Raw genomic sequence first — 23,958 nt, 5'->3', positions numbered from 1 at the left:
GTCAGCGGATTCCTAGTCAACGGATTCCTAGTCAACGAGGCTCCGGCCGGTCAGGCGCAGGAAGACGTCCTCCAGCGAGGAGCGGCGCACCAGCGAGGTGACGGGGCGGAGGCCGCGGGCGGAGACCTCTTCCAGGGCGGCCTCGCCGTCGTTGGCGTAGATCAGGACGCGGTCCGGGAGGGTTTCGACGCGTTCGCCGATGCCTTCCAGCTCAGCACCGACTGTGGCGTTGCGGGCGGAGCCGAAGCGCAGTTCGAGCACCTCGCGGGTGGAGTATTCGCGGATCAGGCTGGCCGGGGAGCCCTCGGCCATGATCCGGCCCTTGTCCACCACGATCAGCCGGTCGCAGAGCTGCTCCGCCTCGTCCATGTAGTGGGTGGTGAGGATCAGGGTGACGCCCTGTTCCTTGAGCCGGAACAGCCGGTCCCAGAGGATGTGGCGGGCCTGCGGGTCCAGGCCCGTGGTGGGTTCGTCCAGGAGCAGGATCTTGGGCTCATTGATCAGGGAGCGGGCAATCGTGAGGCGCCGCTTCATGCCGCCGGAGAGCGCGTCCACCTTCGCCTTGGCCTTGTCGGTCAGCTGCGCGAACTCCAGCAGTTCGTCGGCCTTGGGCTTGAGGTAGCTCATCGGCAGGCCGAAGTAGCGGCCGTAGACCAGCAGGTTGTCCCGGACCTTGAGCTCCTCGTCCAGGTTGTCCTGCTGCGGGACCACGCCCAGGTGCGCGCGGACCTCGGGGCCGTGTTGCTCCGGGTCCAGGCCCATGATCGTCAGGGAGCCGGAGGTGCGCTGGGAGACGCCGCCGATCATCCTCATGGTGGTGGACTTGCCGGCGCCGTTGGGGCCCAGCAGGCCGAAGGCCTCGCCGGCGGGCACGCGGAAGCTGATCCCGTCCACGGCGGTCATGTCGCCGTAGCTCTTGGTCAGGTTCTCGGCGGTGATGACGTACTGGGCGGGGCCGGATTCGGCGGCGCTTTCCACGGGCGATTCTTTTGCGGCGAGTTCAGGCACCCGAAACACGCTAGTCCATCCGGACAAACCATGAAAGAGTCTTTTCGTAAATTCTTGGGACTTTTCGGGCCGGGAAACCCAACTGACTCGCAGCTGGGGCCGTTATGGGTGCTGAAAACGGCCTGAGCTGCGAGTCAGTTGCGGTGGTTAGTCCTGGAGCTGGCGTTCGGCGGTCTCCACCACGTTGGCCAGCAGCATGGCGCGGGTCATCGGGCCGACTCCCCCGGGGTTCGGGGAAAGCCAGGCGGCGACGCCCGCCGCGGCGGGCTCCACGTCCCCGGTCACCACGGCCTTGCCGTTGCCGTCGTCGACGCGGCTGACGCCCACGTCCAGCACGATCGCACCGGGCTTAAGGTCCGCGGCCTTGATCATGTGCGGCTGGCCGGCGGCGGCGATGACGACGTCGGCCTGCCGGATTTCGTTTGGCAGGTCCACGGTGCCGGTGTGCGCGAGGATGACCGTGGCGTTAACGTCCTTGCGGGTCAGCAGCAGTCCCACGGGCCGGCCGATGGTGACGCCGCGGCCCACCACCAGGACGCGCTTGCCCTTGAGGTCGATGCCGTGGCGGGTCAGCAACTCAATGCAGCCCTTGGGCGTGCAGGGCAGCGGGGAGGTCATCGGCCCGGACACGTTGGCCACCAGGCGGCCAAGGTTCATCGGGTGCAGGCCGTCGGCATCCTTGTCCGGGTCCATCGCCTCGAGGATGACGTCCTGATCGATGTGCTTCGGCAGGGGCAGCTGGACGATGTAGCCCGTGCATTCCGGGTTCTCGTTCAGTTCCCGGACCACGGCCAGCAGTTCCTCCTGGGTGGTCTCCTCGGGCAGGTCGCGGCGGATCGAGGTGATGCCCACCTCGGCGCAGTCCTTGTGCTTGCCGCCGACGTACCAGGTGCTGCCCGGGTCGGAGCCGACGAGGATGGTGCCCAGTCCCGGGACGACGCCGCGGGCCTTGAGGGCTGCGACGCGTTCGGTCAGTTCGGCCTTGATGGCGGCCGCGGTGGCCTTACCGTCGAGGATGCGGGCGGTGCGGGTTTCGGTCATGTCGTTGGTCAACCGGATCACCACTGCTCGTGCTGCGGGTACAGCGGGAAGTCGGCGGCGAGCTTGTCCACGCGGGACTGGAGGGCCTCGACGTCGGCGCCGGTGCCTGCCTTGAGGGCGGTGGCGATGATGTCGGCGACCTCGGTGAATTCCTCTGCGCCGAAGCCGCGGGTGGCCAGGGCCGGGGTGCCGATCCGCAGGCCGGAGGTGACCATCGGCGGGCGCGGGTCGAACGGAACGGCGTTGCGGTTCACGGTGATGCCCACGGAGTGCAGCAGATCCTCGGCCTGCTGGCCGTCCAGCTGGGAGTTGCGCAGGTCCACCAGGACCAGGTGCACGTCGGTGCCGCCGGTGAGGACCGAGACGCCGGCCTCGGCGACGTCGGCGGCGTTCAGCCGGTCGGCGATGATCCGGGCGCCCTCAAGCACGCGCTCCTGGCGTTCCTTGAACTCCTCGCCCGCCGCGATCTTGAACGCCACGGCCTTGGCCGCGATGACGTGCATCAGCGGGCCGCCCTGCTGGCCGGGGAAGACGTTGGAGTTAATCTTCTTGGCCCACTCCTGCTTGGCCAGGATCACGCCGGAGCGCGGCCCGGCGAGGGTTTTGTGCACGGTGGAGGTAACGACGTCGGAATGCGGCACCGGGCTCGGGTGCAGGCCGGCGGCCACCAGCCCGGCGAAGTGCGCCATGTCGGTCCAGAGCAGGGCCCCGACCTCGTCGGCGATCGAGCGGAAGGCGGCGAAGTCGAGGTGGCGCGGGTAGGCGGACCAGCCGGCGATGATGACCTGCGGCTTCTCGGCGAGCGCCTGCTCGCGGAGCTTGTCCATGTCCACCCGGAAGGTGTCCTCCTCGACCTGGTAGGCCGCGACGTCGTACAGCTTGCCGGAGAAGTTCAGCTTCATGCCGTGGGTGAGGTGTCCGCCGTGGGCCAGGGACAGGCCCATGATCTTGTCGCCCGGGGTGATCATCGCGGAGAGGGCGGCGGCGTTGGCCTGCGCGCCGGAGTGCGGCTGGACGTTGGCGAACTCGGCGCCGAAGAGGGCCTTGACCCGGTCGATCGCGAGCTGCTCGGCGACGTCGACGTATTCGCAGCCGCCGTAGTAGCGGCGGCCCGGGTAACCCTCGGCGTACTTGTTGGTCAGCACGGAGCCCTGGGCTTCCATGACGGCGCGGGGGGCGAAGTTTTCGGAGGCGATCATTTCCAGGGTGCCGCGCTGGCGGCCGAGTTCCTGGTCCAGGACGGCGGCGATCTCGGGATCGAGTTCAGCGAGGGGCTGGTTGCTTACGGCTGCTGAAGAAAGGCGAAGGGAAGTAGTCACGAAGAACTCCTGGCTTGGCAACGGTCACTGCTGTGAGGTCAGGTTACCGGCTGGTCCGCGCTGGCGCCGCTAGATGACGGGCCCCACGGGAGGGCAGCACGGGGCTGCCAACCGGAAAAACATGACCCTCGGCCCAGGCGTACGATCCGTGGTCTGCGTGCGTGCCGCTCCCTGGTGGTAAGCCACCCAACGCCAGTTGCGACAGGTTAAGCCTATCCCAGCCGCGGGTAGGCTGTTCTATCGTGACTGACGACCAGCTGACTGCCTCCTATATCCTCACCCTCTCCTGCCCGGACCGGCCCGGCATCGTGCACGCGGTGGCCGGCGCCCTGCTGGTGGCGGGCTGCAATATTACGGACTCGCAGCAGTACGGCAGCGAGGGCACGGGCACCTTCTTCATGCGGGTGGAGGCGACGACGGCGGCCCCCGAATCGGAGCTGCTCGCCGCGCTGGAGCCGGTGGCCCAGGCCTTCGGCATGCAGTGGAGCCTGAACCCGGCCGGCCGGAAGCTGCGCACCCTGCTGATGGCCAGCACCTCGGCGCACTGCCTGAACGACCTGCTGTTCCTGCAGCGCTCCGGCACGCTGCCGATCGAAATCCCCGCGATCGTCTCCAACCACCGCGACCTCGCCGGCCTCGCCGAGTTCTACGGCATCCCCTTCCACTACATCCCCGTCACGAAGGACACCAAGGCCCAGGCCGAGGACGCCCTCCGCGCCCTGATGGCCGAGCACGACGTCGAACTGACCGTCCTGGCCCGCTACATGCAGATCCTCTCGGACGAGCTCTGCACCGAGCTGACCGGCAAGGCCATCAACATCCACCACTCGTTCCTGCCCTCCTTCAAGGGCGCCAAGCCGTACCACCAGGCGCACGCCCGCGGCGTGAAGCTGATCGGCGCCACCGCGCACTACGTCACCGCCGCCCTGGACGAGGGCCCGATCATCGAGCAGGAGGTCATCCGCGTGGACCACCGGCGCACCGCCGAGCAGTTCGTGCAGATGGGCCGCGACGTCGAGGGCCGCACCCTGGCCCAGGCCGTGCAGTGGCACGCCGAGCACCGGGTGCTGTTGGACGGCAACCGGACGGTCGTCTTCAGCTAGCCGTTTCCGGGAGGGCCCTTGCCGCCTGCGCGGCCGGGGCCCTTTACTGGAGCCATGACCACGCCCGTGACCGGACCCTGGACCATGTACGACAGGGCGCAGCGGCTGGACGACTTCGTGGCCCTGCTCAAGGAGGAGGGCCGGCACGCCGTGCTGGGCCTGGACTGCGGCACGGGCGCCGAGGGCCTCGCCTTCGTCCGTGCCGGGCTCCACTTCACCGGCGTGGACGCCTCCGAAGAGAACATCCACGCCGCCCGCGCCCACGGCCTCTCCGCCTCGGTTGCAACCGCCGCGGCCCTGCCGTTCGCGGACGCAGCCTTCCCGGCCGTCTGGGCCCCCGACGCCCTGGCCGGACTCGACGCCGAGGCATCGGACGGCGCCCTCCGCGAACTCCGGCGCGTGGCAGAACCCGGCGCACCGATCGCCGTCGTCCTCCCGCAGGGCGGCCCGGACGCCGGTGCCGGACCCGGCTTCACGGTTCTCCGCGCCTGACCCGTGCCTTATCCGTGCCTCCCGGCGCTCCCGCAGGTCCGGCCACTGTCCTAGGCTGGGGTCCATGACTCCCGTTTACGCTTTCGCCGGCGAGACCCCGGCCGTCCACGACTCCGCCTTCGTTGCCCCGAGCGCCTCGATCATCGGCAACGCCACCCTCGCCGAGGACTCCAGCGCCTTCTACGGCGTCACGGTCCGCGCGGACACAGCCGCTATCAGCGTCGGCGCCGGCAGCAACCTGCAGGACAACGTGGTGCTGCACGCGGACCCGGACTTCCCCTGCACGGTGGGCGCGGGCGTCAGCATCGGCCACGGCGCCGTGGTCCACGGCTGCACGGTCGAGGACGACTGCCTCATCGGCATGGGCGCCACGGTCCTCAACGGCGCCGTGATCGGCGCCGGCTCGCTCGTGGCGGCGGGCGCCGTCGTGCTCGAGGGCACCGTCATCCCGCCCCGGTCGCTGGTGGCGGGCGTTCCCGCCAAGGTGCGCCGGGAACTCACGGAGGAGGAGTTCGGCGGCGTCCGCCACAACGCCGCGCACTACCGCGAGCTCGCGCGGGCGCACCGCGAGCTGCACGGCTGATCCGCAAGGGGGTATTCGGGGGCGGGCGCGCCGCGGCTTGCGTTAACTTCTTGACTACAAACCCCTGATGGTGCACGCTTCTTTGCATGCCCTCACCAACGCGCTCAACGAGGAGCCGCACGAAAAACCCCGGGTCGCAGTCCGCGCTCCGCCATTTGAACCAGCAACGGATCATCGAATGCCTGCTCGCCGGCCCGTCCACGCAGGCTGAACTGGCCCGGCAGACCGGGCTCTCCACGGCCACGGTGTCCAACATCGTCAAGATCATGCAGGACGCCGGGCTCGCCTCCACCGAACCCACCACCAGCTCCGGACGCCGCGCCCTGAACGTCCGGCTCAACAGCCAGGGCGCCGTGGCCGTGGGCATCGACTTCGGCCGCCGGCACCTGCGCGTGGTACTGGCCTCCCTGAGCTACCACGTCCTGGCCGAGGAGGCGGTGCTCCTGCCGCTGGGCCACCACGCCGAGGACGGGATCGCCGCCGCCGTCGCCGTCCTTGACCGGCTGCTCGATACCAGCGGCGTCGAGCGCAGCGCCCTGGTGGGTGCCGGCGTCGGCATCCCCGGCCCCATCGACCGCCGTTCCGGCACCGTCGCGCAGGGCGCCATCCTGCCGGAATGGGTCGGCATCAACATCCTGGAACGCCTCGAAGAAGCCCTGGATCTGCCGATTTTCGTCGACAACGACGCCAACCTCGGCGCCCTGTCCGAGGTGACGTGGGGACCGCACAGCGGCACCAGTAACCTGCTCTTCCTCAAGATCGGTTCGGGCATCGGCGCGGGCCTGATCATCAACGGCATGCCCTACTACGGCAACGTCGGGATCACCGGCGAAATCGGCCACGCCACCATCCACGAACACGGCCTGGTCTGCCGCTGCGGCAACCGCGGTTGCCTGGAAACCGTCGCCTCCACCACCACCATGCTGGAGCTGCTCAGCCGCGGCGACGACCGGCCCATGACCAGCGAGGACATTGTCCGCAAGGCCCTCGCCAAGGACTCCGCCACCCTGCGCGTGGTGGACGACGCCGGCCTCGCCGCCGGGCGTGCGCTGGGCAACGTGGCGAACCTGATCAACCCCGAGGTGATCGTCGTCGGCGGGCCGCTGGCGGGCCTCGGCGAGCTCCTGCTGGACCCCATCCGGCGGGGCCTGATCCGGCACGCCGTGCCCGTGATCGGCGAGACCACCACCCTCACCATGTCCTCCCTGGGCGACCGCGCCGAGGCCCTCGGGGCCACCGCGCTGGTCTTCCAGCAGGCCGGAATCCGGCGCAACTAGCTCCACCGTTATCCGTCCGTTGCGTTAAAGACTTGACGACAACGACGTGATCCAGTTTACTTTTCCATCAGACGGCCCTGCGGTTTGCAGGGGCGGACAACGAAGTCATGCATTGGAGGCGTAAGGGCAGATGACGTCCCTCGACACGCACAGCGATCCCGTAATTCTCGAGATGCGCTCCATCACCAAAGAGTTCCCCGGCGTTAAAGCTTTGGCCGAGGTGAACCTGCGGGTGAAGGCCGGCGAAATCCACGCCATCTGCGGTGAAAACGGCGCCGGCAAATCCACCCTGATGAAGGTCCTTTCGGGCGTTTACCCCCACGGCAGCTACACCGGCGACATCGTCTACCAGAACGAAGTCCAGGAGTTCAAGGACATCCGGGCCAGCGAGCACGCCGGCATCGTGATCATCCACCAGGAACTGGCGCTGATCCCCGAACTGTCCATCATGGAAAACATCTTCCTGGGCAACGAACCCACCAAGCGCGGCGTGATCGACTGGGCCGAGGCCCGGCTCCGCTCCACCGAACTGCTCGCCCGCGTGGGCCTGCGCGAGGATCCGGACACCCCGGTCAAGGAGATCGGCGTCGGCAAGCAGCAGCTGGTCGAGATCGCCAAGGCGCTGAACAAGAAGGTCAAGCTCCTCATCCTCGACGAGCCCACCGCAGCCCTGAACGAGTCCGACTCCCAGCACCTGCTGGACCTGATCCTGGGCCTCAAGGGCCGCGGCATCACGTCGATCATCATTTCCCACAAGCTCAACGAGATCGAGCAGATCGCGGACTCCATCACCATCATCCGCGACGGCAAATCGATTGAGACCCTCGATGTGAAGGCCGACGGCGTCGACGAGGACCGCATCATCAAGGGCATGGTGGGCCGGACCCTGGAGTCCCGCTTCCCGGACCACACCCCGAACATCGGCGAGACCTTCTTCGAGGTCAAGAACTGGACCGTGGGCCACCCGCAGATCCAGGACCGCCTGGTCTGCAAGAACTCCAGCTTCTACGTCCGCCGCGGCGAGATCGTCGGCTTCGCCGGCCTCATGGGTGCCGGCCGCACCGAACTGGCCCGTTCCCTCTTCGGCCGCTCCTACGGCCGTTTCATCTCCGGCCACGTCTACAAGGACGGCAAGGAAATCCAGCTCAAGACGGTCAAGGCGGCCATCAACGCCGGCCTCGGCTACGTCACGGAGGACCGCAAGTCCCTGGGCCTGAACCTCCTCGACGACATCAAGGCCACCACCGTCTCGGCGGCGCTGAAGAAGATCAGCAAGCACAACGTGGTCGACGCCGACCAGGAGTTCACGGTCGCGGAGCAGTACCGCAAGTCGCTGCGCACCAAGACCCCGTCGGTGGAGGAAGGCGTCGCGAAGCTCTCCGGCGGCAACCAGCAGAAGGTCGTCCTGGCCAAGTGGATGTTCACCGACCCGGACCTGCTGATCCTCGATGAGCCCACCCGCGGCATCGACGTCGGCGCCAAGTACGAGATCTACGGCATCATCCAGCAGCTGGCCAACCAGGGCAAGGGCGTGATCGTCATTTCCTCGGAACTGCCGGAGCTGTTGGGCCTCTCCGACCGCATCTACACCATCTTCGAAGGCGCCATCACCGGCGTGCTGACCAAAGAGGAAGCCAGCCAGGAAAGCCTGATGAAGCTGATGACCTCCGCCCGCAAGACTGCCTGACCCCGGGCGATCCAGAACAATCCGGACTACAAGGACTGACACAATGAACGCGCTCAAGAAGCTCTTTGGCGGCAACACCCGCCAATTCGGCATGATCTTCGCCCTGGTTGCGCTGATCGTCTTCTTCCAGATTTTCACCGAGGGCCGCACGCTCACCCCGGGCAACGTCATCAACCTCTTCAACGGCAACTCCTACATCCTGATCCTCGCGATCGGCATGGTGCTGGTCATCATCGCCGGCCACATTGACCTCTCCGTCGGCTCCGTGGCCGCGTTCGTGGGTGTCAGTGTGGCCCTGATGATCCGCGACTGGGGCATCCCGTGGTACCTCGGCATCCTCTTCGGCCTGCTCCTGGGCGCGCTGATCGGCGCCTGGCAGGGCTTCTGGACCGCCTACGTCGGCATCCCGGCCTTCATCGTGACGCTTGCCGGCATGCTCCTGTTCCGCGGCTTCAACCAGTACGTCGGCAAGTCAAACACCATCCCGGTGCCCAACGACTTCCAGTACATCGGCTCCGGCTACCTGCCCGAGGTCGGCCCCAGCACCGGCTACAACAACCTGACCGTGCTGCTCGGCCTGCTCGGCGTCGCCTACGTCGTCTTCAGCGAACTGCGCGCCCGCCGCAAGGCCAAGTCCCTGGGCGCCGATGTGACCGAGAGCTGGGTGACCATCACCAAGCTGGTCCTGATCTGCGCGGCCATCCTCTACGCGACGTACCTCTTCGCCACCGGCCGCCCGGGCACCTCGTTCCCCATCCCCGGCCTGATCCTGGCCGTCCTGGTCCTGCTCTACGGCTTCATCTCCTCGAAGACGGTCATCGGCCGCCACGTCTACGCCGTCGGCGGCAACCGCCACGCGGCCGAACTCTCCGGCGTCCAGTCCAAGAAGGTCAACTTCCTGGTCATGATGAACATGTCCATCCTGGCCGGCCTGGCCGGCATGATCTTCGTCGGCCGCTCCACCGCCTCCGGCCCGTTCGACGGCGTCGGCTGGGAGCTGGACGCGATCGCGGCAGTCTTCATCGGCGGCGCGGCCGTGACCGGCGGCGTCGGCACCGTGATCGGCTCGATCGTCGGTGGCCTGGTGATGGCGGTCCTGAACAACGGCCTGCAGCTGCTCGGCGTCGGCGCCGACCTGACCCAGATCATCAAGGGCCTGGTCCTGCTGATCGCCGTCGCCTTCGACGTCTACAACAAGTCGCAGGGCAAGAAATCGATCATCGGCATGATGATGAAGAACTTCGGCCGCAGCAACGAGATCAAGGCCGACGAGACCACTTCCACCAAAGAGGTCATCGCCAAGGAATCCTGACCGGATCCCTTCCCAGTTACCACCGAGTCTCCACACACCACCAAAAAGAAAGTGAACCAAGCAATGCAAATGATTGGTAAAGCAGGAAAGGCAGCAGCAATCGCTGCTATTGCGGCACTGGCGCTGACAGCCTGCGGCCGTGCCGACAGCGGATCTTCCGGTTCCGCGAGCAGCGGCGGCGAGGCGTTCCCCAAGAACTCTCCGATCGGCGTCGCCCTCCCGCAGAAGACCAGTGAGAACTGGGTCCTGGCGGAGAAGCTGTTCAACGATGGCCTCAACGGTGCAGGCTTCAAGGCTGATGTTCAGTTCGCCAACGGTGGCGTTTCCGAGCAGCAGAACCAGATCAGCGCCATGGTCACCAAGGGTGACAAGGTCATCATCGTCGGTGCCATCGACGGTGCGCAGCTGGGTACCCAGCTGAAGCAGGCCAAGGACGCCGGCGCGACCATCATCGCGTACGACCGTCTGCTGCTGAACACCGAGAACGTCGACTACTACGTTGCCTACGACAACTTCAAGGTTGGCGTGCTGCAGGGCCAGGCCCTGCTGGACGGCATGAAGGCCAAGAAGCCGACGGGCCCGTACAACATCGAACTGTTCGCCGGTTCCCCGGATGACGCCAACGCGAAGGTCTTCTTCGACGGCGCCATGAGCGTGCTGAAGCCGAAGCTGGACGACGGCACCCTCAAGGTCGTTTCCGGCCAGACCTCCTTCGAGCAGGCCGTGACCCAGGGCTGGAAGGCTGAGAACGCCCAGCGTCGTGCCGACACCCTGCTCAGCGGCAGCTACGGCAGCGCCACGCTGGACGGCGTCCTGTCCCCGAACGACACGCTGGCCCGCGCGGTCCTGACCTCGGTCAAGGCTGCAGGCAAGCCGCTGCCGGTTATCACGGGTCAGGACTCCGAGGTTGAATCCGTCAAGTCGATCATGGCCGGTGAGCAGTACTCCACCATCAATAAGGACACCCGCAAGCTCGTTGAGCACGCGATCACCATGGTCAAGGACATCCAGGCCGGCAAGAAGCCTGAGATCAACGACGACAAGTCCTACAACAACAAGGTCAAGACCGTTCCGGCCTTCCTGCTGGAGCCGGTCATCGTGACCAAGGAGAACGTCAAGACCGCTTACGTTGACGATCCGGTACTCGGACCGATCACCAAGTAGTCTTCCGCTTCACACTTCAGGGCCCCGGCTCCCCCGCAGTTCGCTGCGGGAGGGTCGGGGCCCTGGTGCGTCCGGGGTCGGCACCGGTTTTCGCGGCGGTTCCCGTTTTCCGCGGCGCTTCCGGACGGGCGCGGCCCGGGTCCGGGGTGCGGGTGTCCGGAACGGGCGCGCTGGTGCGTGGGTGCGGCGGTGGCGGGTGGGGTGGGTGCGGCTTTGGGGCTCGACGACGGCGCCCCGGGTGAGAGGATGGCAGCATGAACGCCCCGATCGCCAGGCCCTGGCTCTTTGACCAACCCGACCAGGATCCCCGGACCGCCACCGGAGCCCGGTTGCGGTGGGGCGTCATCGCCACCGGCGGGATCGCGGCCACCGTCACCCGGGACCTGGAGCTGCTCGCGGACGCCCAGCTGTACGCGGTGTCCTCCCGCAGCCAGGCCGCCGCGGACGCCTTCGCCGCGGACTACGGTTTCGCCCGCGCCTACGGGGACCGGGACGGGGTTCCGGGCTACGAGCACCTGCTGGCCGACGACGCCGTCGACGTCGTCTACGTCGCCACCCCGCACGCCCAGCACCACGCTATCGCCAAGGCCGCCCTCCTGGCCGGCAAGCACGTCCTCTGCGAGAAGGCCCTCACCGTCAATGCCCGCGAGGCGGCCGAGCTGATCGACCTGTCCCGCGCCAACGGACTGTTTTTGATGGAGGCCATGTGGAGCCGGTTCCTGCCGGCGATGCAGCGGGCCTTCGAGATCGCCGCGTCGGGCGAGATCGGCGGGGTCCAGTGGGTCGGCGCGGACCTGGGTTTCCCGGCCCCCTACTCCCCCACCTCCCGGCTCTGGGCACCCCGGGACGGCGGCGGCGCCCTGCTGGATATCACCATCTACCCGCTGCTCTGGGCGCTGGGCACGCTGGGCTTCCCACAGACGGTCACCGCCACCGGTTTCGTCAACGACGACGGCGTCGACGCCCAGAACGCCCTGACGCTCGGCTACCACCACGGGGCGCAGGCACAGCTGTCCTCCTCCCTCCTGGCGCACGGGCCGCGCACCGCCACCGTCGCCGGGAACAAAGGGTTCCTGCAAAGCCTGGGATCCATCAACAACCCCCGGGAGCTGCTGGTCCGGGTGGGCTTCGACGACCCGCGGACGGAACAGTTCACCACGGTGGGCCGCGGCTATAGCTACGAGCTGCGCGAGGTCACCCGCTGCATCCAGCAGGGGCTGACCGAGAGCCCGGTGATGCCGCTGCAGGACTCCCTCGACACCATGCGATTGTTCGATGGCGTCCGCGCCCAGCTGGGGGTCAGCTACCCCAACGACGTGCAGGTCCGCTGACGCCGGACCCTGGCCGACGCCGGCCGGCGGACCAGGAACCCGGAATCCGGGACTAATAGTGTCCTCCCGCTCTGGACGCGCCACTACCCCTGGATCTACGCTATAGGCCAATCATCGAGCCTTTCCGGGGAGGGGTGTTGCGCATGCGTGAAGCGGCGGGCCCTTCCCCCCTGCGCCTCCGGCTCCGGCGGCTGCTCCTGGCCCTGCTCGCGGTGTGTGCCTGGCTGACGCTGAGCGCCGCCGCTGCCAGCGCAGACGAACCGGCCGCCATCACCGCCGCCGGCCACCTGGAAACCTCGCTGGGCACCATGATCCAACTGCCCATGACCGACGAGGCGCTTGAGGCCGCCGCGACACCCGCCCCGGATCCGACGCCGACGGCCACGGCTCCTGCCGTCGAGGCGACGCCGGTGTCTCCGGCACCCGCGCCCGCCGAATCGGCCCCTCCGGTCAGCAACCCCCAGCCGGACCCGGCCCCCGCTCCCGTCACCGCCCCGGAGCCGACCGTACAAGATCCACCAGTGCAGGAACCTGCCCCGGCTCCCGATCCCACTCCCGCCGTCCCGGCACCCGTGCAGCCCGCAGACCCCGTCGTCGTGCCCGTTCCCGTGGTCACACCCCCGGTTCCGGTGCCGCCCGTGGCCACCCCGGCGCCGCCACCCACGCCCGCCCCGGCCCCCACCACCCCGGCGCCGACACCCTCAGCCACGGCTCCGGCTCCTGCTCCCACTCCGGTGGTCACCGTTCCCGTGGTAAGTGTCCCGGCGCCGCCCGTTCCGGTGTTGCCCGTCATCGACCCCCTGGCCGGATCCACAGGCACCACCCCTGCCACCCAGACGCCCGCGCAGTCGGCCCCGGCAGCCTCTCCCCAGGCCGCCGAGGCCGCTTCCCCGGCCCGGCCCGCCGCCTCCGGCCAGCCCACCGGTCCCGCCAGCCCGGCCCCCGCGGTAACTGTCGCCGCCGTCGACACGGCGCTCTCCTGCAGTCCGGCCCCCGTGGTCGCGCGCCCGAACGTCGGCAGCATCACCAGTTACGCTGCCACACACCCGTCGTTCACCCCGGCACTGGTCCTGCCTGAGCCGAATCTGCCCGCGCCAGCGCCCGGCACCGCGCCGGCAGGGTCGGCGGGCACCGCCGCGCCCGCAGGAGACAGCGCCCCCGCAGCGCCCGCCGGCAACACCGACCTGCCGCACCCCTGGGGCGGGGGAACCGGCTTCCCGGCTCCCACCGCGCTCCCACCCGCCCCCGGCTCGGGGTCCGGCGGCGGCCCCACCGCCGGAAGCGCGGCCGGAACCGCCGCCTGGCTGCCTGATGCCTTCCTCGTCGTACCGCCGCAGGGCTTCGAGCCCATCAGCGGCCCGCTCCAGCACGCCTACCGCGCCGTCACCGCGGATCCCGGCTCTTCTCCCGACTAGCTGGACCGTCCTCTGCAGCATCGCTGTGCAGAGAACCGTCCCGCGGGCCGCCCCTTGCGCCCGCCACCAGCTCGTCAGGAGAAGTTTCCATGTGCCTCACCCCCCGCCGGACCCCGGCACCCGTTTCCCGCTTCACCCAGCGTCCCGCCGTCGCGCCACGCCGCCAGCAGGTCCCGCGCCGCCGCAGCCGCGTCCTCCCGGCCACTGCGGAACGCCCGCCGTGACACCGGCCGCCCCGCGCAGGTTCTCGTGAGCGCCGGGGCGTGGTCGTTGGGTCCGCTGGGGGATCCAACGGCCCCGCAGGCCCCGGCGGAACCCTTCAATCCCATGCCAGCAAGGCGCCGTCGCCGCACAGCTCAGTCGTCCGCGGCGGTGCCCCTGTCAGAAAGGTCCAGACCAGGAACAAGCGCACAGCACCAGTCATGTACCAGCACCACCATGGGGGCCATTCCGTCCCCGCGCCGAACCGCGATACCCATACCCGTATCATTTCCTTAGGACGCCACCGCGGCGTCGGAAGCAACAGGGGGTACCCGTGGACACGTCGCCCAACGAGGTCACGGCCGAGATTCTCAGCGGCCGCTACCGACTGGGAGAGGTCATCGGCCGGGGCGGAATGGCTTCGGTCTACACCGCCAGGGACGAGAACCTGGGCCGCGACGTAGCGCTGAAGCTCTTCGCACCCCAGGCCTCCGACGCCGACGAACTCCGCCGGCAGCAGGCCGAAATCGAGCTACTGGCCACCCTCAACCACCCCGGCCTGGTCACCCTCTTCGACGCCGGCACCGACACCCGCCTCCCGGACGAGCCCCGCCCGTTCCTGACCATGGAACTGGTGGACGGACAGGACCTCCGCACCCGCATCCGGCACAGCCCGCTCCCCCTGGACGAGGTGGCCGTGATCGGCGCCGGCCTGGCCGACGCCCTCGCCTACGTCCACTCCCTCGGCATCATCCACCGGGACCTCAAACCCGCCAACGTCCTGCTGGTCCGGACCCGGCCGGGCGAGCCGCTCCGGCCCAAGCTGACCGACTTCGGCATCGCCCGGATCGCCGACGGGACCCGCCTCACCGCCACCGGGACGATGGTGGGCACCGCCGCCTACCTCAGCCCCGAACAGGCCCGCGGCGCGGACATGGGCCCGGCGAGCGACATCTACTCCCTGGGCCTGGTGCTTCTGGAGTGCATCAAGGGCACCGTGGAATACCCGGGAAGCGCCGTCGAATCGGCGGTCGCCCGGCTGCACCGGGCCCCCGCCATCCCCGACGACGTCCCCGCCGCCTGGGCCAGCCTCATCCGTGCCATGACGGCACTGGACCCGCTGGAACGCCCGGCCGCCGCCGACCTCGAGCCCGTCCTGCGCCAGGCCTTGGTCTCCCCGGATCACCTGCCCGGCCCGCTGGCCGAGCAGCAGACCCGCGTGCTGCCCGCGCCCCCTGCCCGGCCGCCCAGGTCAGCGAGGGGTCCGGCCCGGGGCTGGTCGCGGAATGCGGGCAAGGGTGCGGCCGCGGGTTCAGACGCAGCCTCGACGGCGCGGACTACGACGCCGGGTACCGCCGCGCTGCCGCCCATCCCGTCGACTGCCGCACTGCCCACCTCCCGGCCGGGTCTCTCAGCAGTGGCGGGCCGGGGCGCCGCCCGGCGGCCGCTGGGCCGGCGGGCCAAGCTCCTGCTGGGCCTCGCCGTCGTCGTGCTGCTCGCGGTTGCCGCCGCCGTGGTGCTCTCCCTGACCGCGGCGCCCGCCGCACCGCCGCCGGTCCCGTACCCGGCAGTGACGGGCGACATCGGTGAGCACCTGAAACAGCTGCAGGAAAGCGTGAACCCATGACCGGACTGTCTTTCACTGGCGCGCGCCGCGTGAACCGCCGTGTCGCCGGCGCCGCGTTGGCCCTGATCGTCGGGGCAGGCGCGCTGGCGGGCTGCGCCTCCGTCGCCCCCGACCTGGACGCCGCCGCAGCCGGCCAGCTGCAGTCGCGCGTCCTCGCCGTCACCCAGGCCGCGGCCGCCGACGATTCCCCAGGCGCCCTGAAACAGCTGGATGAACTGACCACCGCCCTGGACACCGCCGCCGCGGACGGCAAGGTCTCCTTCAAGCGGCACCAGAGCATCAAATCCTCCATCGACGCCGTCCGGAACGACCTGAACACCCGGATCGCCCAGCAGCAGGCCGCCAAGGATGCAGCCGCCAAGGCCGCGGAAGAGGAGAAGGCCGCGCAGGCCGCCCGCGACGCGGCGGCCAAGGCGGCCGCGGACCAAGCCGCCGCAGACCAGGCCGCCGCCCAGCAGGCACAGCAACAGGCTGCCCAGCAGGCACAGCAGCAGGGACCCGGTAAGGCCAAGGGCGGCAAGAAGGGCGGCTAGGGCCGCCGGACTTTGCCGACGCCGGACCGGCCTTCGTGCGCGGACTTTGCCGGATGCCCCGTTGCGGATAGCTTGTGAATCAGGCCGCAGAGAGCCGGGCTTTATCCGACCAGAGGAGTACAGAGCGCATGGCAACAGTGCAGGAATCCATCGACGTCAACGTCCCCGTCAAGCAGGCCTACAACCAGTGGACCCAGTTCGAGGATTTTCCCCAGTTCATGACGGGCGTCGACAGCGTCCGGCAGCTCGATGACACCACCGTCCACTTCGAGACCAGCATCAGGGGCGTCCAGCGCGCCTACGATGCCCGGATCACGGCGCAGGAACCGGACCGGCTGGTGGCGTGGGAGAGCATCGACGCCCCGCGAAACGCCGGCACGGTGCGCTTCACCGAGCTCACGCCGGGCTCCGTGCGGGTCGACGTGGAGCTCAGCTGGGAGCCCGAGGGTGCCGTGGAGAAGCTCGGCGCAGCCGCCGGGCTCGACTCCCGGCAGGTGGCCGCAGACCTGGAGCGGTTCAAGAAGTTCATCGAGGACCGGGACTTCGAGACCGGCGCCTGGCGGGAACGCGTCAACAATGGGGAGGTCGACTCCGGGCTGACCCCGGTGACGGACCCGGACTACGACGTGATCGGCACGGGCGCTCCGCAGAACACCGACCCGGACCTGGCCACGGAGCCGGCGACCGGCCCCGCAGCGTACGCGGACGACGCCACCGCCGCAGGCGGACGCCGCGCCGACGACTAGCGGCGGACGACTAACGGCGGACGACCAGCAGCGGGCGACCAGTAGCGGGCGCGAAAAACAACAGCTTAAACGCCGACGGCGCACCGGACACCCGGTGCGCCGTCGGCGTTTATCGCCTCAGGTGCCTAGCCCAGCAGGGACAGGGCCTTGCTGAAGGTGGCGGAGGGACGCATCACGGCAGAGGCCTTGGCCTCGTCCGGGCGGTAGTAGCCGCCGAGGTCCACCGGGGAACCCTGGACGGCCAGCAGCTCGCCGACGATGGCTTCCTCGTCGGTGTTGAGGGTTTTGGAGACCTCGGCGAAGGCCTGGGCGAGTTCGGCGTCGTCGCTCTGGCGTGCCAGCTCGTCGGCCCAGAACTTGGCCAGGTAGAAGTGGCTGCCGCGGTTGTCCAGCTCGCCGGCCTTGCGCTTCGGGGACTTGTCCTCGAGCAGGAAGGTGCCGGTGGCGCGGTCCAGGGTGTCCGCGAGGATCTGGGCGCGGGCGTTGCCGGTGGTGGTGGCCAGGTGCTCGAAGCTCACGGCCAGGGCCAGGAACTCGCCCAGGCTGTCCCAGCGCAGGTGGTTTTCCTTGAGCAGCTGCTGGACGTGCTTCGGGGCGGAACCGCCGGCGCCGGTCTCGAACAGGCCGCCGCCGTTGATCAGCGGAACGATCGAGAGCATCTTGGCGCTGGTGCCCAGTTCGAGGATCGGGAACAGGTCCGTGAGGTAGTCACGGAGCACGTTGCCGGTGACGGAGATGGTGTCCTCGCCCTTGCGGATGCGCTCCAGGGTGAAGGCGGTGGCCTCCTCCGGGGACATGATCTCGATCTGCAGGCCCTCGGTGTCGTGGTCCTTGAGGTATTCCTCGACCTTGGCGATCATCCGTGCGTCGTGCGCGCGGGTCTTGTCCAGCCAGAACACGGCCGGGGTCGCGGAGGCGCGGGCGCGGGTGACGGCCAGCTTGACCCAGTCGCGGATCGGCACGTCCTTGGTCTGGCAGGCGCGCCAGATGTCGCCCGGGGAGACCTGGTGTTCGATCAGGACGGTGCCCTCGTCGTCGACCACCTGGACGGTGCCGGCGGCGGTGATCTCGAAGGTCTTGTCGTGGCTGCCGTACTCCTCGGCGGCCTGGGCCATCAGGCCGACGTTCGGGACGGTGCCCATGGTGGTGGGGTCGAAGGCGCCGTGGGCGCGGCAGTCATCGATGACCACCTGGTAAATGCCGGCGTAGCTGCTGTCCGGCAGGACGGCGAGGGTGTCCGCCTCCTGGCCGTCGCGGCCCCACATGTGGCCGGAGCTACGGATCATCGCCGGCATGGAGGCGTCCACGATCACGTCGGAGGGGACGTGCAGGTTGGTGATGCCCTTGTCCGAGTCGACCATGGCCAGCTCGGGGCCCTCGTTGAGGCCCTTGGTGATGGCGGCCTCGACGTCGCCGCGGATCTCCTCGGGGAGGTCCTCCAGGCCGTTGAGGATGGAGGCCAAGCCGTTGTTCGGGCTAAGGCCGGCGGCGGCGATCTGCTCGCCGTAGGTGGCGAAGAGGTCGGCGAAGTAGGCCTTGACCACGTGGCCGAAGATGATCGGGTCGGAGACCTTCATCATGGTGGCCTTGAGGTGAGCGGAGAAGAGCACGCCCTCTTCCTTGGCGCGGGCCACCTGGGCCTTGAGGAACTCGTCCAGGGCGGCGGCGCGCATCACGGTGCCGTCGATGACCTCGCCGGCCAGGACCGGGAAGGCACGCTTCAGGACCTTGACGGTGCCGTCTTCCTTGACCAGCTGGATCTTGAGGTTGGTATCGGCCGGGATCACCACGGACTTCTCGTTGGAGCGGAAGTCGTCGGCCTCCATGTGGGCCACGTTGGTCTTGGATTCAGGGGTCCAGGCACCCATGCTGTGCGGGTTCTGGCGCGCGTAGTTCTTCACCGACAGCGGCGCGCGGCGGTCCGAGTTGCCCTCGCGCAGCACCGGGTTCACGGCGGAGCCCTTGATCTTGTCGTACCGGGAGCGGATGTCCGTCTCCTCGTCCGAGGCCGGGTTGTCCGGGTAGTCCGGGAGGGCGTAGCCCTGGCCCTGGAGCTCGGCGATGGCGGCCTTCAGCTGCGGCACGGAGGCGCTGATATTCGGCAGCTTGATGATGTTGGCTTCAGGCTTCTTGGCGAGTTCGCCGAGTTCGGCGAGCGCGTCGCCGATGCGCTGGTCCTCGGTGAGGTAGTCGCCGAAGACGGCGATGATGCGGCCGGCAAGCGAAATGTCGCGGGTCTCTACCTCCACACCGGCCGTCGAGGCGTAGGCCTCAATGATCGGCAAGAACGAATAGGTAGCCAGCATCGGCGCTTCGTCGGTGTGGGTATAGATAATCTTGGCCATGCTTGGGCGTCTCCCTGAAAGTCTGCGGAAATCTTTGTTATCTCAACGGCTCTAACTTACCCGAGGTGGCGGCCTCGGCGCTTGTTCGGGACGGCCGGCGGCAGTCAGGTGAAGCGGGCACGACGGCGGGTAGCGGCCGAAAATCGATATGACAAGTTTTGACAACATGCTTTACAGGTTCGTCATAGTGCCGTAGGTTCGATGCCATCACCGCGGCCCGTCCCCGAGGGCCGCACCGCACCCGCACGCAAAAGGATCCCCATGCGCACACGCAAATCCCTGGGCACCAGCCTGCTCAGCCTCTCCGCCGCAGCCCTGCTCGCCGTCGTCGCCGCCGGCAGCGCCACCGCCTCCCCCGGCGGCGCCGGACGCGCGGAGGGCACTCCGGACGTGGCCAGCCACACCGTGACCGAGGCCGCCGCCGCGGACTACTGGACGCCCGAACGGATGCGCAACGCGATCCCCGGCGACGTGCTGGCCACTAAGGCCGTGAACCGCGGCGCCGCGAAGGCCGACGCGGGCAAGCCCGTTGAGGTGGGTGCGCCGGCGAAGGTGGAGGGAACCACCCCGACGCTGCAGTCCAAGCAGGTCCAGACCAAGGCCAACGCCAGCGAGAACCCCGTCCCGCACATCGGCAAGGTCTTCTTCACCCTGGCCGGCGCCAACTACGTCTGCTCCGGCAACTCGGTGACCTCGGCGAACAAGAGCACGGTGTCCACCGCCGGACACTGCGTCAACGAGGGCCCGGGCGCCTTCGCCACCAACTTCACCTTCGTCCCGGCCTACCTCAACGGCTCGGCACCCTACGGGAAGTGGACGGCCAAGGCCCTCTACACCCCCACCCAGTGGAGCTCCGGCGGCGACATGACCTACGACACCGGCTTCGCCGTGATGAACACCCTCAACGGGAAGACCCTCTCCGACGTCGTCGGCGCCTCCGGTGTGCAGTTCAACGCCGCCCGCGGCCTGAGCTACAAGTCCTTCGGCTACCCGGCCGCCGCCCCGTTCAACGGCGAATCGCTCAAGAGCTGCAGCGGCACCGCCAAGAACGATCCCTACAACCCGCAGTTCAACACCCAGGGCATCCCGTGCAACATGACCGGCGGCTCCTCCGGCGGCCCGTGGTTCATCGGCACCAGCTCCTCGGGCTACCAGAACTCGATCAACAGCTACGGCTACGGCAGCAACTCCACCACCATGTACGGCCCGTACTGGGGCTCGGTCATCCAGCAGGCTTACAGCACCGCCGCAGCCTCCTAGGCACCCACTCCCCAACTATCCGCGCCCCAGGGAAAGGAAAACAGGGCAACGCGGGGTTCCACCGCCGGCCATCCCCCTCGACAGGCCGGCACCGGGACCCCGCGTTCCCGCGTCCGGCGTCGTTCCCCGGCATAACAAACAGCGGCCGTGCCCTTCCCGTCGGGGAAGGGCACGGCCGCTGTTCTTATGCCGGGTCTTATCCAGGGTCCAGGGCCGCCCGGTCTCCCGGGCGGGAATTCCTAGTGGAAGAAGTGGCGGGCGCCGGTGAAGTACATCGTGATGCCGGCGGCGTTGGCCGCGGCGATGACTTCCTCGTCCCGGACGGAGCCGCCGGGCTGGACGACGGCGCGGACGCCGGCGTCGATCAGGATCTGCAGTCCGTCGGCGAACGGGAAGAACGCGTCGGACGCCGCGACGGCACCGCGGGCCCGCTCCGGGGCGTTGGTGGCATCGGCATTGGACGCCCCGCCGGCGCCGTCGACATCCGACTCCACGGAGACGCCCAGGGTGTTGGCCCGTTCGACGGCGAGGCGGCAGGAGTCGAGCCGGTTGACCTGTCCCATGCCGATGCCCACGGCGGCGCCGTCGGCGGCCAGCAGGATGGCGTTGGACTTGGCCGCGCGGCATGCGGTCCAGGCGAAGGCGAGATCGGCGAGGGTCCTCTCGTCGGCGGCCTCACCGGCGGCGAGGGTCCAGTTGGCGGGGTTGTCTCCGTCGGCGTCGACCTTGTCCGTGGCCTGGACCAGCATGCCGCCGGAGACCTGGCGGAACTCGGTCGGGTAGCGGCCGTAGCCCTCGGGCAGGGTCAGCAGGCGGATGTTCTTCTTCTTGGAGAGGATTTCCACCGCCTCATCCTCGAAGCCTGGGGCGATGACAACCTCGGTGAAGATGCCGGCCACGGTCCGGGCCATGCCCGCGGTGACGGTGCGGTTGGCCGCGATCACGCCGCCGAAGGCGGAGACCGGGTCGCAGGCGTGGGCCTTGGCGTGGGCGTCGGCGATCGGGTCCGCGGCGTCGGCGGAGCCCACGGCCACGCCGCACGGGTTGGCGTGCTTGATGACCGCGACGGCGGGCTGGTCGAAGTCGAACGCGGCGCGCAGGGCGGCGTCGGCGTCGACGAAGTTGTTGTAGCTCATGGCCTTGCCGTGCAGCTGGTCGGCCTGCGCGATGCCGGCCGGGGCGGCCTTGTCCACGTAGAGGGCGGCCTGCTGGTGCGGGTTCTCGCCATAGCGCAGCACCTCGGACCGTTCCAGCGCCAGGCCGGCGTACGCGGGCCAGTCGATGACGCCGTCGCCGTCCTCGTCCAGGAACTGGCTGGCGGTCCAGGTGGCGACGGCGGTGTCGTACGCCGCGGTGTGCGCGAAGGCCTTCGCGGCCAGCCGGCGGCGGGTCTTCAGGTCGAAGCCGCCGGCGGCGGCAGCTTCCACGACCGAACCGTAGGCGGCCGGATCAACCACGATCGTGACGGCGGCGTGGTTCTTCGCGGCCGAGCGCACCATGGCGGGGCCCCCGATGTCGATCTGCTCGACGACGTCGTCCTGCGCGGCACCGGACTTCACGGTCTCCACGAACGGGTAGAGGTTCACGACGACGAGGTCGAAGGGCTCGATGGCCATGTCCTCGAGGGTCTTCATGTGGGCGGGAACGCGGCGGTCGGCGAGGATGCCGCCGTGAACGCGCGGGTGCAGCGTCTTGACGCGGCCGTCCAGCATTTCCGGGGAGCCGGTGACTTCCTCGACTTCCTGCACGGGAATCCCGGCAGCCGCGATCTTCTTGGCGGTGGAGCCGGTGGAGACGATCCGGACGCCGGCGTTGTGCAGGCCCTGGGCGAGCTCCTCCAGGCCGGTCTTGTCGTAGACCGAGATGAGGGCCCGGCGAATGGGGACACGGTCGATGGACACACGCTCATGCTGCGTAAAGCTCACAAAAGTCTCCGTCTTATATCGCGGCGCGGCCGCGGCGGGTGGGGATGCGGCCAGTTTATCGCGTCGCCCCGGACTTCCCCCTCCCGGAGCCGCCGTCCGGGCCGAGTGTGAAGCGGCCCCGCGTGCCGGGGACGGCGACCTCCCCGGCCGTCGGTCCGGGCACGTAGAGTTTCCTGCAGGAGGCCAGATATGAACACATACACCACGGTGCCCAGCGGCGAACAGGTGGTCCAGGAACTGCCGTGGCGGTGGAGGGTCCAGGGCCGCATTTTCCTGATCGGCGGGCTGGGTTTCATGTTCGACGCCTGGGACGTCACTCTCAACGGGATCCTCATCCCGCTGCTGTCCAAGCACTGGTCACTCGGCCCCGGGGACGCCGCGTGGATCGGCACCTCCAACCTGATCGGCATGGCCCTCGGCGCCTTCGTCTGGGGCACCATCGCGGACACCATCGGCCGGAAGAAGGCCTTCTCGGCCACGCTGCTGATCTTCTCCGTCTTCACGGTGCTCGGCGCCTTCTCCCCCGACTTCACCTGGTTCGTGGTGTTCCGCTTCCTGGCCGGGTTCGGCCTGGGCGGCTGCATCCCGGTGGACTACGCGCTGGTGGGTGAGTTCACGCCGCGGAAGCAGCGCGGCAGGGTCCTCACCGCGATGGACGGCTGGTGGCCGGTGGGGGCCGCGCTGTGCGGCTTCGTCTCCGCCGGGCTGGTGGCAGCGTTCGCGGATTGGCGCCTGACCATGCTGATCATGGTGCTGCCTGCGCTGCTGGTGGTCTGGGTCCGCCGCAGCGTCCCGGAGTCGCCGCTGTTCCTGATCCGGAAGGGCCGCCGCGAGGAGGCGGCCGCCGTGATCGATTCCCTGGTGGCGGCCACCGGCGGGCAGGCCCGGGCGTACAGCCTGCCCGAGCCGCAGGACGTCCCCCGGCTCTCCGCCGGCAGCGCCTGGACCCAGCTGCGGGCGCTGTGGCGCTACGACTGGAAGATCACCACCGCGGCCTGGGCCCTGTTCTTCTCGATCCTGCTGGTCTACTACCTGTCCCTGACCTGGATGCCGCGGATCCTGATCGGCGCCGGATTTGAGGAGTACAAGGCGTTCCTGACCACGGCCTCGATGGCCGCCGTCGGGCTGCTGGGCGTGGTGGTGGCGGCCCTGCTGGTGGAGCGGACGGGACGCAAATGGATCCTGGCGGTCACCGGCCCGCTCTCGGCCCTCATCCTGGTGGTGGTCGCCGTCGTCGTGGACATCCCCACGGCCGCCGTGTTCTGGCTGCTGCTGTTCGGGTTCGTGGTGCAGGTGGCCATCCCGGTGCTGTACGCCTACGTCTCCGAGCTATACCCGACCGAGCTGCGCGGCACCGGCTTCGGCTGGGCCTCGACCTTCTCCCGGATAGGTGCCGGCTTCGGGCCGCTGCTGTTCGCGGCGGTGCTCTGGCCGCAGCTGGGACTGGCCACCTCGTTCGCCCTGGCCGGCGGGCTGGTGCTGGTCGCGGTGCTGTGGATGGCGTTCTTCGCCCCGGAGACCAAGCAGCGCCGGCTGGACTGACGCCCGCACCTCCCCAACTAGCTCGCAGCTGGGACCGTTTTGAGGCG

The 23,958-nt window shown here is 69.0% G+C and carries 19 protein-coding genes; 14 read left to right on the top strand and 5 right to left on the bottom strand.

All coding sequences use genetic code 11. The annotated features are described in order from the left end of the window. Positions 1-27: 27 nt before the first annotated feature. The 3 genes from ACFVY3_RS16015 to glyA form a co-directional block, all read right to left on the bottom strand. Positions 28-903, bottom strand: a complete 876-nt coding sequence (locus ACFVY3_RS16015; RefSeq protein ID WP_290258869.1) for an ABC transporter ATP-binding protein — start codon at positions 901-903, stop codon at positions 28-30. A 252-nt stretch (positions 904-1,155) separates the two neighbouring features. After that, on the bottom strand, positions 1,156-2,049 hold the full coding sequence (locus tag ACFVY3_RS16010; protein ID WP_400160470.1) for a bifunctional methylenetetrahydrofolate dehydrogenase/methenyltetrahydrofolate cyclohydrolase: 894 nt from the start codon (positions 2,047-2,049) through the stop codon (positions 1,156-1,158). A 17-nt stretch (positions 2,050-2,066) separates the two neighbouring features. Beyond that, entirely contained in the window at positions 2,067-3,368 is a 1,302-nt protein-coding gene (gene glyA, locus ACFVY3_RS16005; RefSeq protein ID WP_364136760.1) for a serine hydroxymethyltransferase, read from the bottom strand. 242 nt (positions 3,369-3,610) lie between these two features. Here glyA and purU point away from each other — a divergent pair, with 242 nt between their 5' ends. From purU to ACFVY3_RS15945, 12 genes are all read left to right on the top strand, one after another. Beyond that, the gene (gene purU, locus ACFVY3_RS16000) at positions 3,611-4,471 is read left to right on the top strand and encodes a formyltetrahydrofolate deformylase (RefSeq protein ID WP_364136758.1); all 861 of its coding nucleotides are present in this window, start codon (positions 3,611-3,613) and stop codon (positions 4,469-4,471) included. A 54-nt stretch (positions 4,472-4,525) separates the two neighbouring features. After that, positions 4,526-4,963, top strand: coding sequence for a methyltransferase domain-containing protein (locus ACFVY3_RS15995; RefSeq protein ID WP_400160469.1), 438 nt, complete (start codon positions 4,526-4,528; stop codon positions 4,961-4,963). A 64-nt stretch (positions 4,964-5,027) separates the two neighbouring features. Next, positions 5,028-5,546 carry a gamma carbonic anhydrase family protein gene (locus ACFVY3_RS15990; protein ID WP_400160468.1) on the top strand — a complete coding sequence of 173 codons (519 nt, stop codon included), beginning with the start codon at positions 5,028-5,030 and terminating at the stop codon, positions 5,544-5,546. Between the two features lie 86 nt (positions 5,547-5,632). Beyond that, positions 5,633-6,823: an ROK family transcriptional regulator gene (locus ACFVY3_RS15985; RefSeq protein ID WP_290258833.1), complete on the top strand. Its 1,191-nt coding sequence runs from the start codon at positions 5,633-5,635 to the stop codon at positions 6,821-6,823. 130 nt (positions 6,824-6,953) lie between these two features. Beyond that, positions 6,954-8,510, top strand: a complete 1,557-nt coding sequence (gene mmsA / locus ACFVY3_RS15980; protein WP_290258832.1) for a multiple monosaccharide ABC transporter ATP-binding protein — start codon at positions 6,954-6,956, stop codon at positions 8,508-8,510. Between the two features lie 43 nt (positions 8,511-8,553). Then, the gene (gene mmsB, locus ACFVY3_RS15975; protein WP_290258831.1) at positions 8,554-9,822 is read left to right on the top strand and encodes a multiple monosaccharide ABC transporter permease; all 1,269 of its coding nucleotides are present in this window, start codon (positions 8,554-8,556) and stop codon (positions 9,820-9,822) included. 63 nt (positions 9,823-9,885) lie between these two features. Beyond that, positions 9,886-10,986, top strand: a complete 1,101-nt coding sequence (locus ACFVY3_RS15970; RefSeq protein WP_290258830.1) for a sugar-binding protein — start codon at positions 9,886-9,888, stop codon at positions 10,984-10,986. 254 nt (positions 10,987-11,240) lie between these two features. Further along, entirely contained in the window at positions 11,241-12,317 is a 1,077-nt protein-coding gene (locus ACFVY3_RS15965; RefSeq protein WP_400160467.1) for a Gfo/Idh/MocA family protein, read from the top strand. 143 nt (positions 12,318-12,460) lie between these two features. Next, positions 12,461-13,732 (top strand): hypothetical protein, encoded by a 1,272-nt coding sequence (locus ACFVY3_RS15960; RefSeq protein ID WP_400160466.1) that lies wholly within the window; start codon positions 12,461-12,463, stop codon positions 13,730-13,732. Positions 13,733-14,267: 535 nt separating this feature from the next. After that, positions 14,268-15,560 (top strand): serine/threonine-protein kinase, encoded by a 1,293-nt coding sequence (locus ACFVY3_RS15955; RefSeq protein WP_400160465.1) that lies wholly within the window; start codon positions 14,268-14,270, stop codon positions 15,558-15,560. Beyond that, the gene (locus ACFVY3_RS15950; protein WP_400160464.1) at positions 15,557-16,093 is read left to right on the top strand and encodes a mucin-associated surface protein; all 537 of its coding nucleotides are present in this window, start codon (positions 15,557-15,559) and stop codon (positions 16,091-16,093) included. The genes ACFVY3_RS15955 and ACFVY3_RS15950 overlap by 4 nt, the downstream gene beginning before the upstream one ends. Positions 16,094-16,221: 128 nt before the next feature. Next, on the top strand, positions 16,222-16,839 hold the full coding sequence (locus tag ACFVY3_RS15945; RefSeq protein ID WP_400160463.1) for an SRPBCC family protein: 618 nt from the start codon (positions 16,222-16,224) through the stop codon (positions 16,837-16,839). Positions 16,840-16,964: 125 nt separating this feature from the next. Here the strand turns inward: ACFVY3_RS15945 and ACFVY3_RS15940 are convergent, their stop codons facing one another. Beyond that, entirely contained in the window at positions 16,965-19,184 is a 2,220-nt protein-coding gene (locus tag ACFVY3_RS15940) for an NADP-dependent isocitrate dehydrogenase (RefSeq protein WP_400160462.1), read from the bottom strand. Between the two features lie 261 nt (positions 19,185-19,445). On the opposite strand from ACFVY3_RS15940, the gene ACFVY3_RS15935 reads away from it, so the two are divergent. Further along, positions 19,446-20,444, top strand: coding sequence for a trypsin-like serine peptidase (locus ACFVY3_RS15935; RefSeq protein ID WP_400160461.1), 999 nt, complete (start codon positions 19,446-19,448; stop codon positions 20,442-20,444). Positions 20,445-20,683: 239 nt separating this feature from the next. Here ACFVY3_RS15935 and purH read toward each other — a convergent pair whose 3' ends face one another. Continuing rightward, on the bottom strand, positions 20,684-22,369 hold the full coding sequence (gene purH / locus ACFVY3_RS15930; protein ID WP_290258822.1) for a bifunctional phosphoribosylaminoimidazolecarboxamide formyltransferase/IMP cyclohydrolase: 1,686 nt from the start codon (positions 22,367-22,369) through the stop codon (positions 20,684-20,686). Positions 22,370-22,558: 189 nt separating this feature from the next. Here purH and ACFVY3_RS15925 point away from each other — a divergent pair, with 189 nt between their 5' ends. Continuing rightward, positions 22,559-23,911, top strand: a complete 1,353-nt coding sequence (locus ACFVY3_RS15925) for an MFS transporter (RefSeq protein WP_400160460.1) — start codon at positions 22,559-22,561, stop codon at positions 23,909-23,911. The last annotated feature ends 47 nt before the right edge of the window (positions 23,912-23,958 follow it).

The sequence above is a fragment of the Arthrobacter sp. BPSS-3 genome (assembly GCF_044628475.1).
Lineage (GTDB): Bacteria > Actinomycetota > Actinomycetes > Actinomycetales > Micrococcaceae > Arthrobacter.
The sequence above is the reverse complement of the archived record's forward strand: the minus strand, read 5'-3'. Positions and strand labels throughout refer to the sequence as shown.

Bases quoted from the DNA above. Each gene is read 5' to 3' on its own strand.
- ACFVY3_RS15970 (WP_290258830.1), top strand. From the start codon at position 9,886: ATGCAAATGATTGGTAAAGCAGGAAAGGCAGCAGCAATCGCTGCTATT.
- ACFVY3_RS16015 (WP_290258869.1), bottom strand. From the start codon at position 903: ATGACCGCCGTGGACGGGATCAGCTTCCGCGTGCCCGCCGGCGAGGCC.
- ACFVY3_RS15925 (WP_400160460.1), top strand. From the start codon at position 22,559: ATGAACACATACACCACGGTGCCCAGCGGCGAACAGGTGGTCCAGGAA.
- ACFVY3_RS15990 (WP_400160468.1), top strand. From the start codon at position 5,028: ATGACTCCCGTTTACGCTTTCGCCGGCGAGACCCCGGCCGTCCACGAC.
- ACFVY3_RS15960 (WP_400160466.1), top strand. From the start codon at position 12,461: ATGCGTGAAGCGGCGGGCCCTTCCCCCCTGCGCCTCCGGCTCCGGCGG.
- ACFVY3_RS15985 (WP_290258833.1), top strand. From the start codon at position 5,633: ATGCCCTCACCAACGCGCTCAACGAGGAGCCGCACGAAAAACCCCGGG.
- ACFVY3_RS15965 (WP_400160467.1), top strand. From the start codon at position 11,241: ATGAACGCCCCGATCGCCAGGCCCTGGCTCTTTGACCAACCCGACCAG.
- ACFVY3_RS15945 (WP_400160463.1), top strand. From the start codon at position 16,222: ATGGCAACAGTGCAGGAATCCATCGACGTCAACGTCCCCGTCAAGCAG.
- ACFVY3_RS15995 (WP_400160469.1), top strand. From the start codon at position 4,526: ATGACCACGCCCGTGACCGGACCCTGGACCATGTACGACAGGGCGCAG.
- ACFVY3_RS15940 (WP_400160462.1), bottom strand. From the start codon at position 19,184: ATGGCCAAGATTATCTATACCCACACCGACGAAGCGCCGATGCTGGCT.
- mmsA (WP_290258832.1), top strand. From the start codon at position 6,954: ATGACGTCCCTCGACACGCACAGCGATCCCGTAATTCTCGAGATGCGC.
- ACFVY3_RS16010 (WP_400160470.1), bottom strand. From the start codon at position 2,049: ATGACCGAAACCCGCACCGCCCGCATCCTCGACGGTAAGGCCACCGCG.
- ACFVY3_RS15950 (WP_400160464.1), top strand. From the start codon at position 15,557: ATGACCGGACTGTCTTTCACTGGCGCGCGCCGCGTGAACCGCCGTGTC.
- ACFVY3_RS15935 (WP_400160461.1), top strand. From the start codon at position 19,446: ATGCGCACACGCAAATCCCTGGGCACCAGCCTGCTCAGCCTCTCCGCC.
- mmsB (WP_290258831.1), top strand. From the start codon at position 8,554: ATGAACGCGCTCAAGAAGCTCTTTGGCGGCAACACCCGCCAATTCGGC.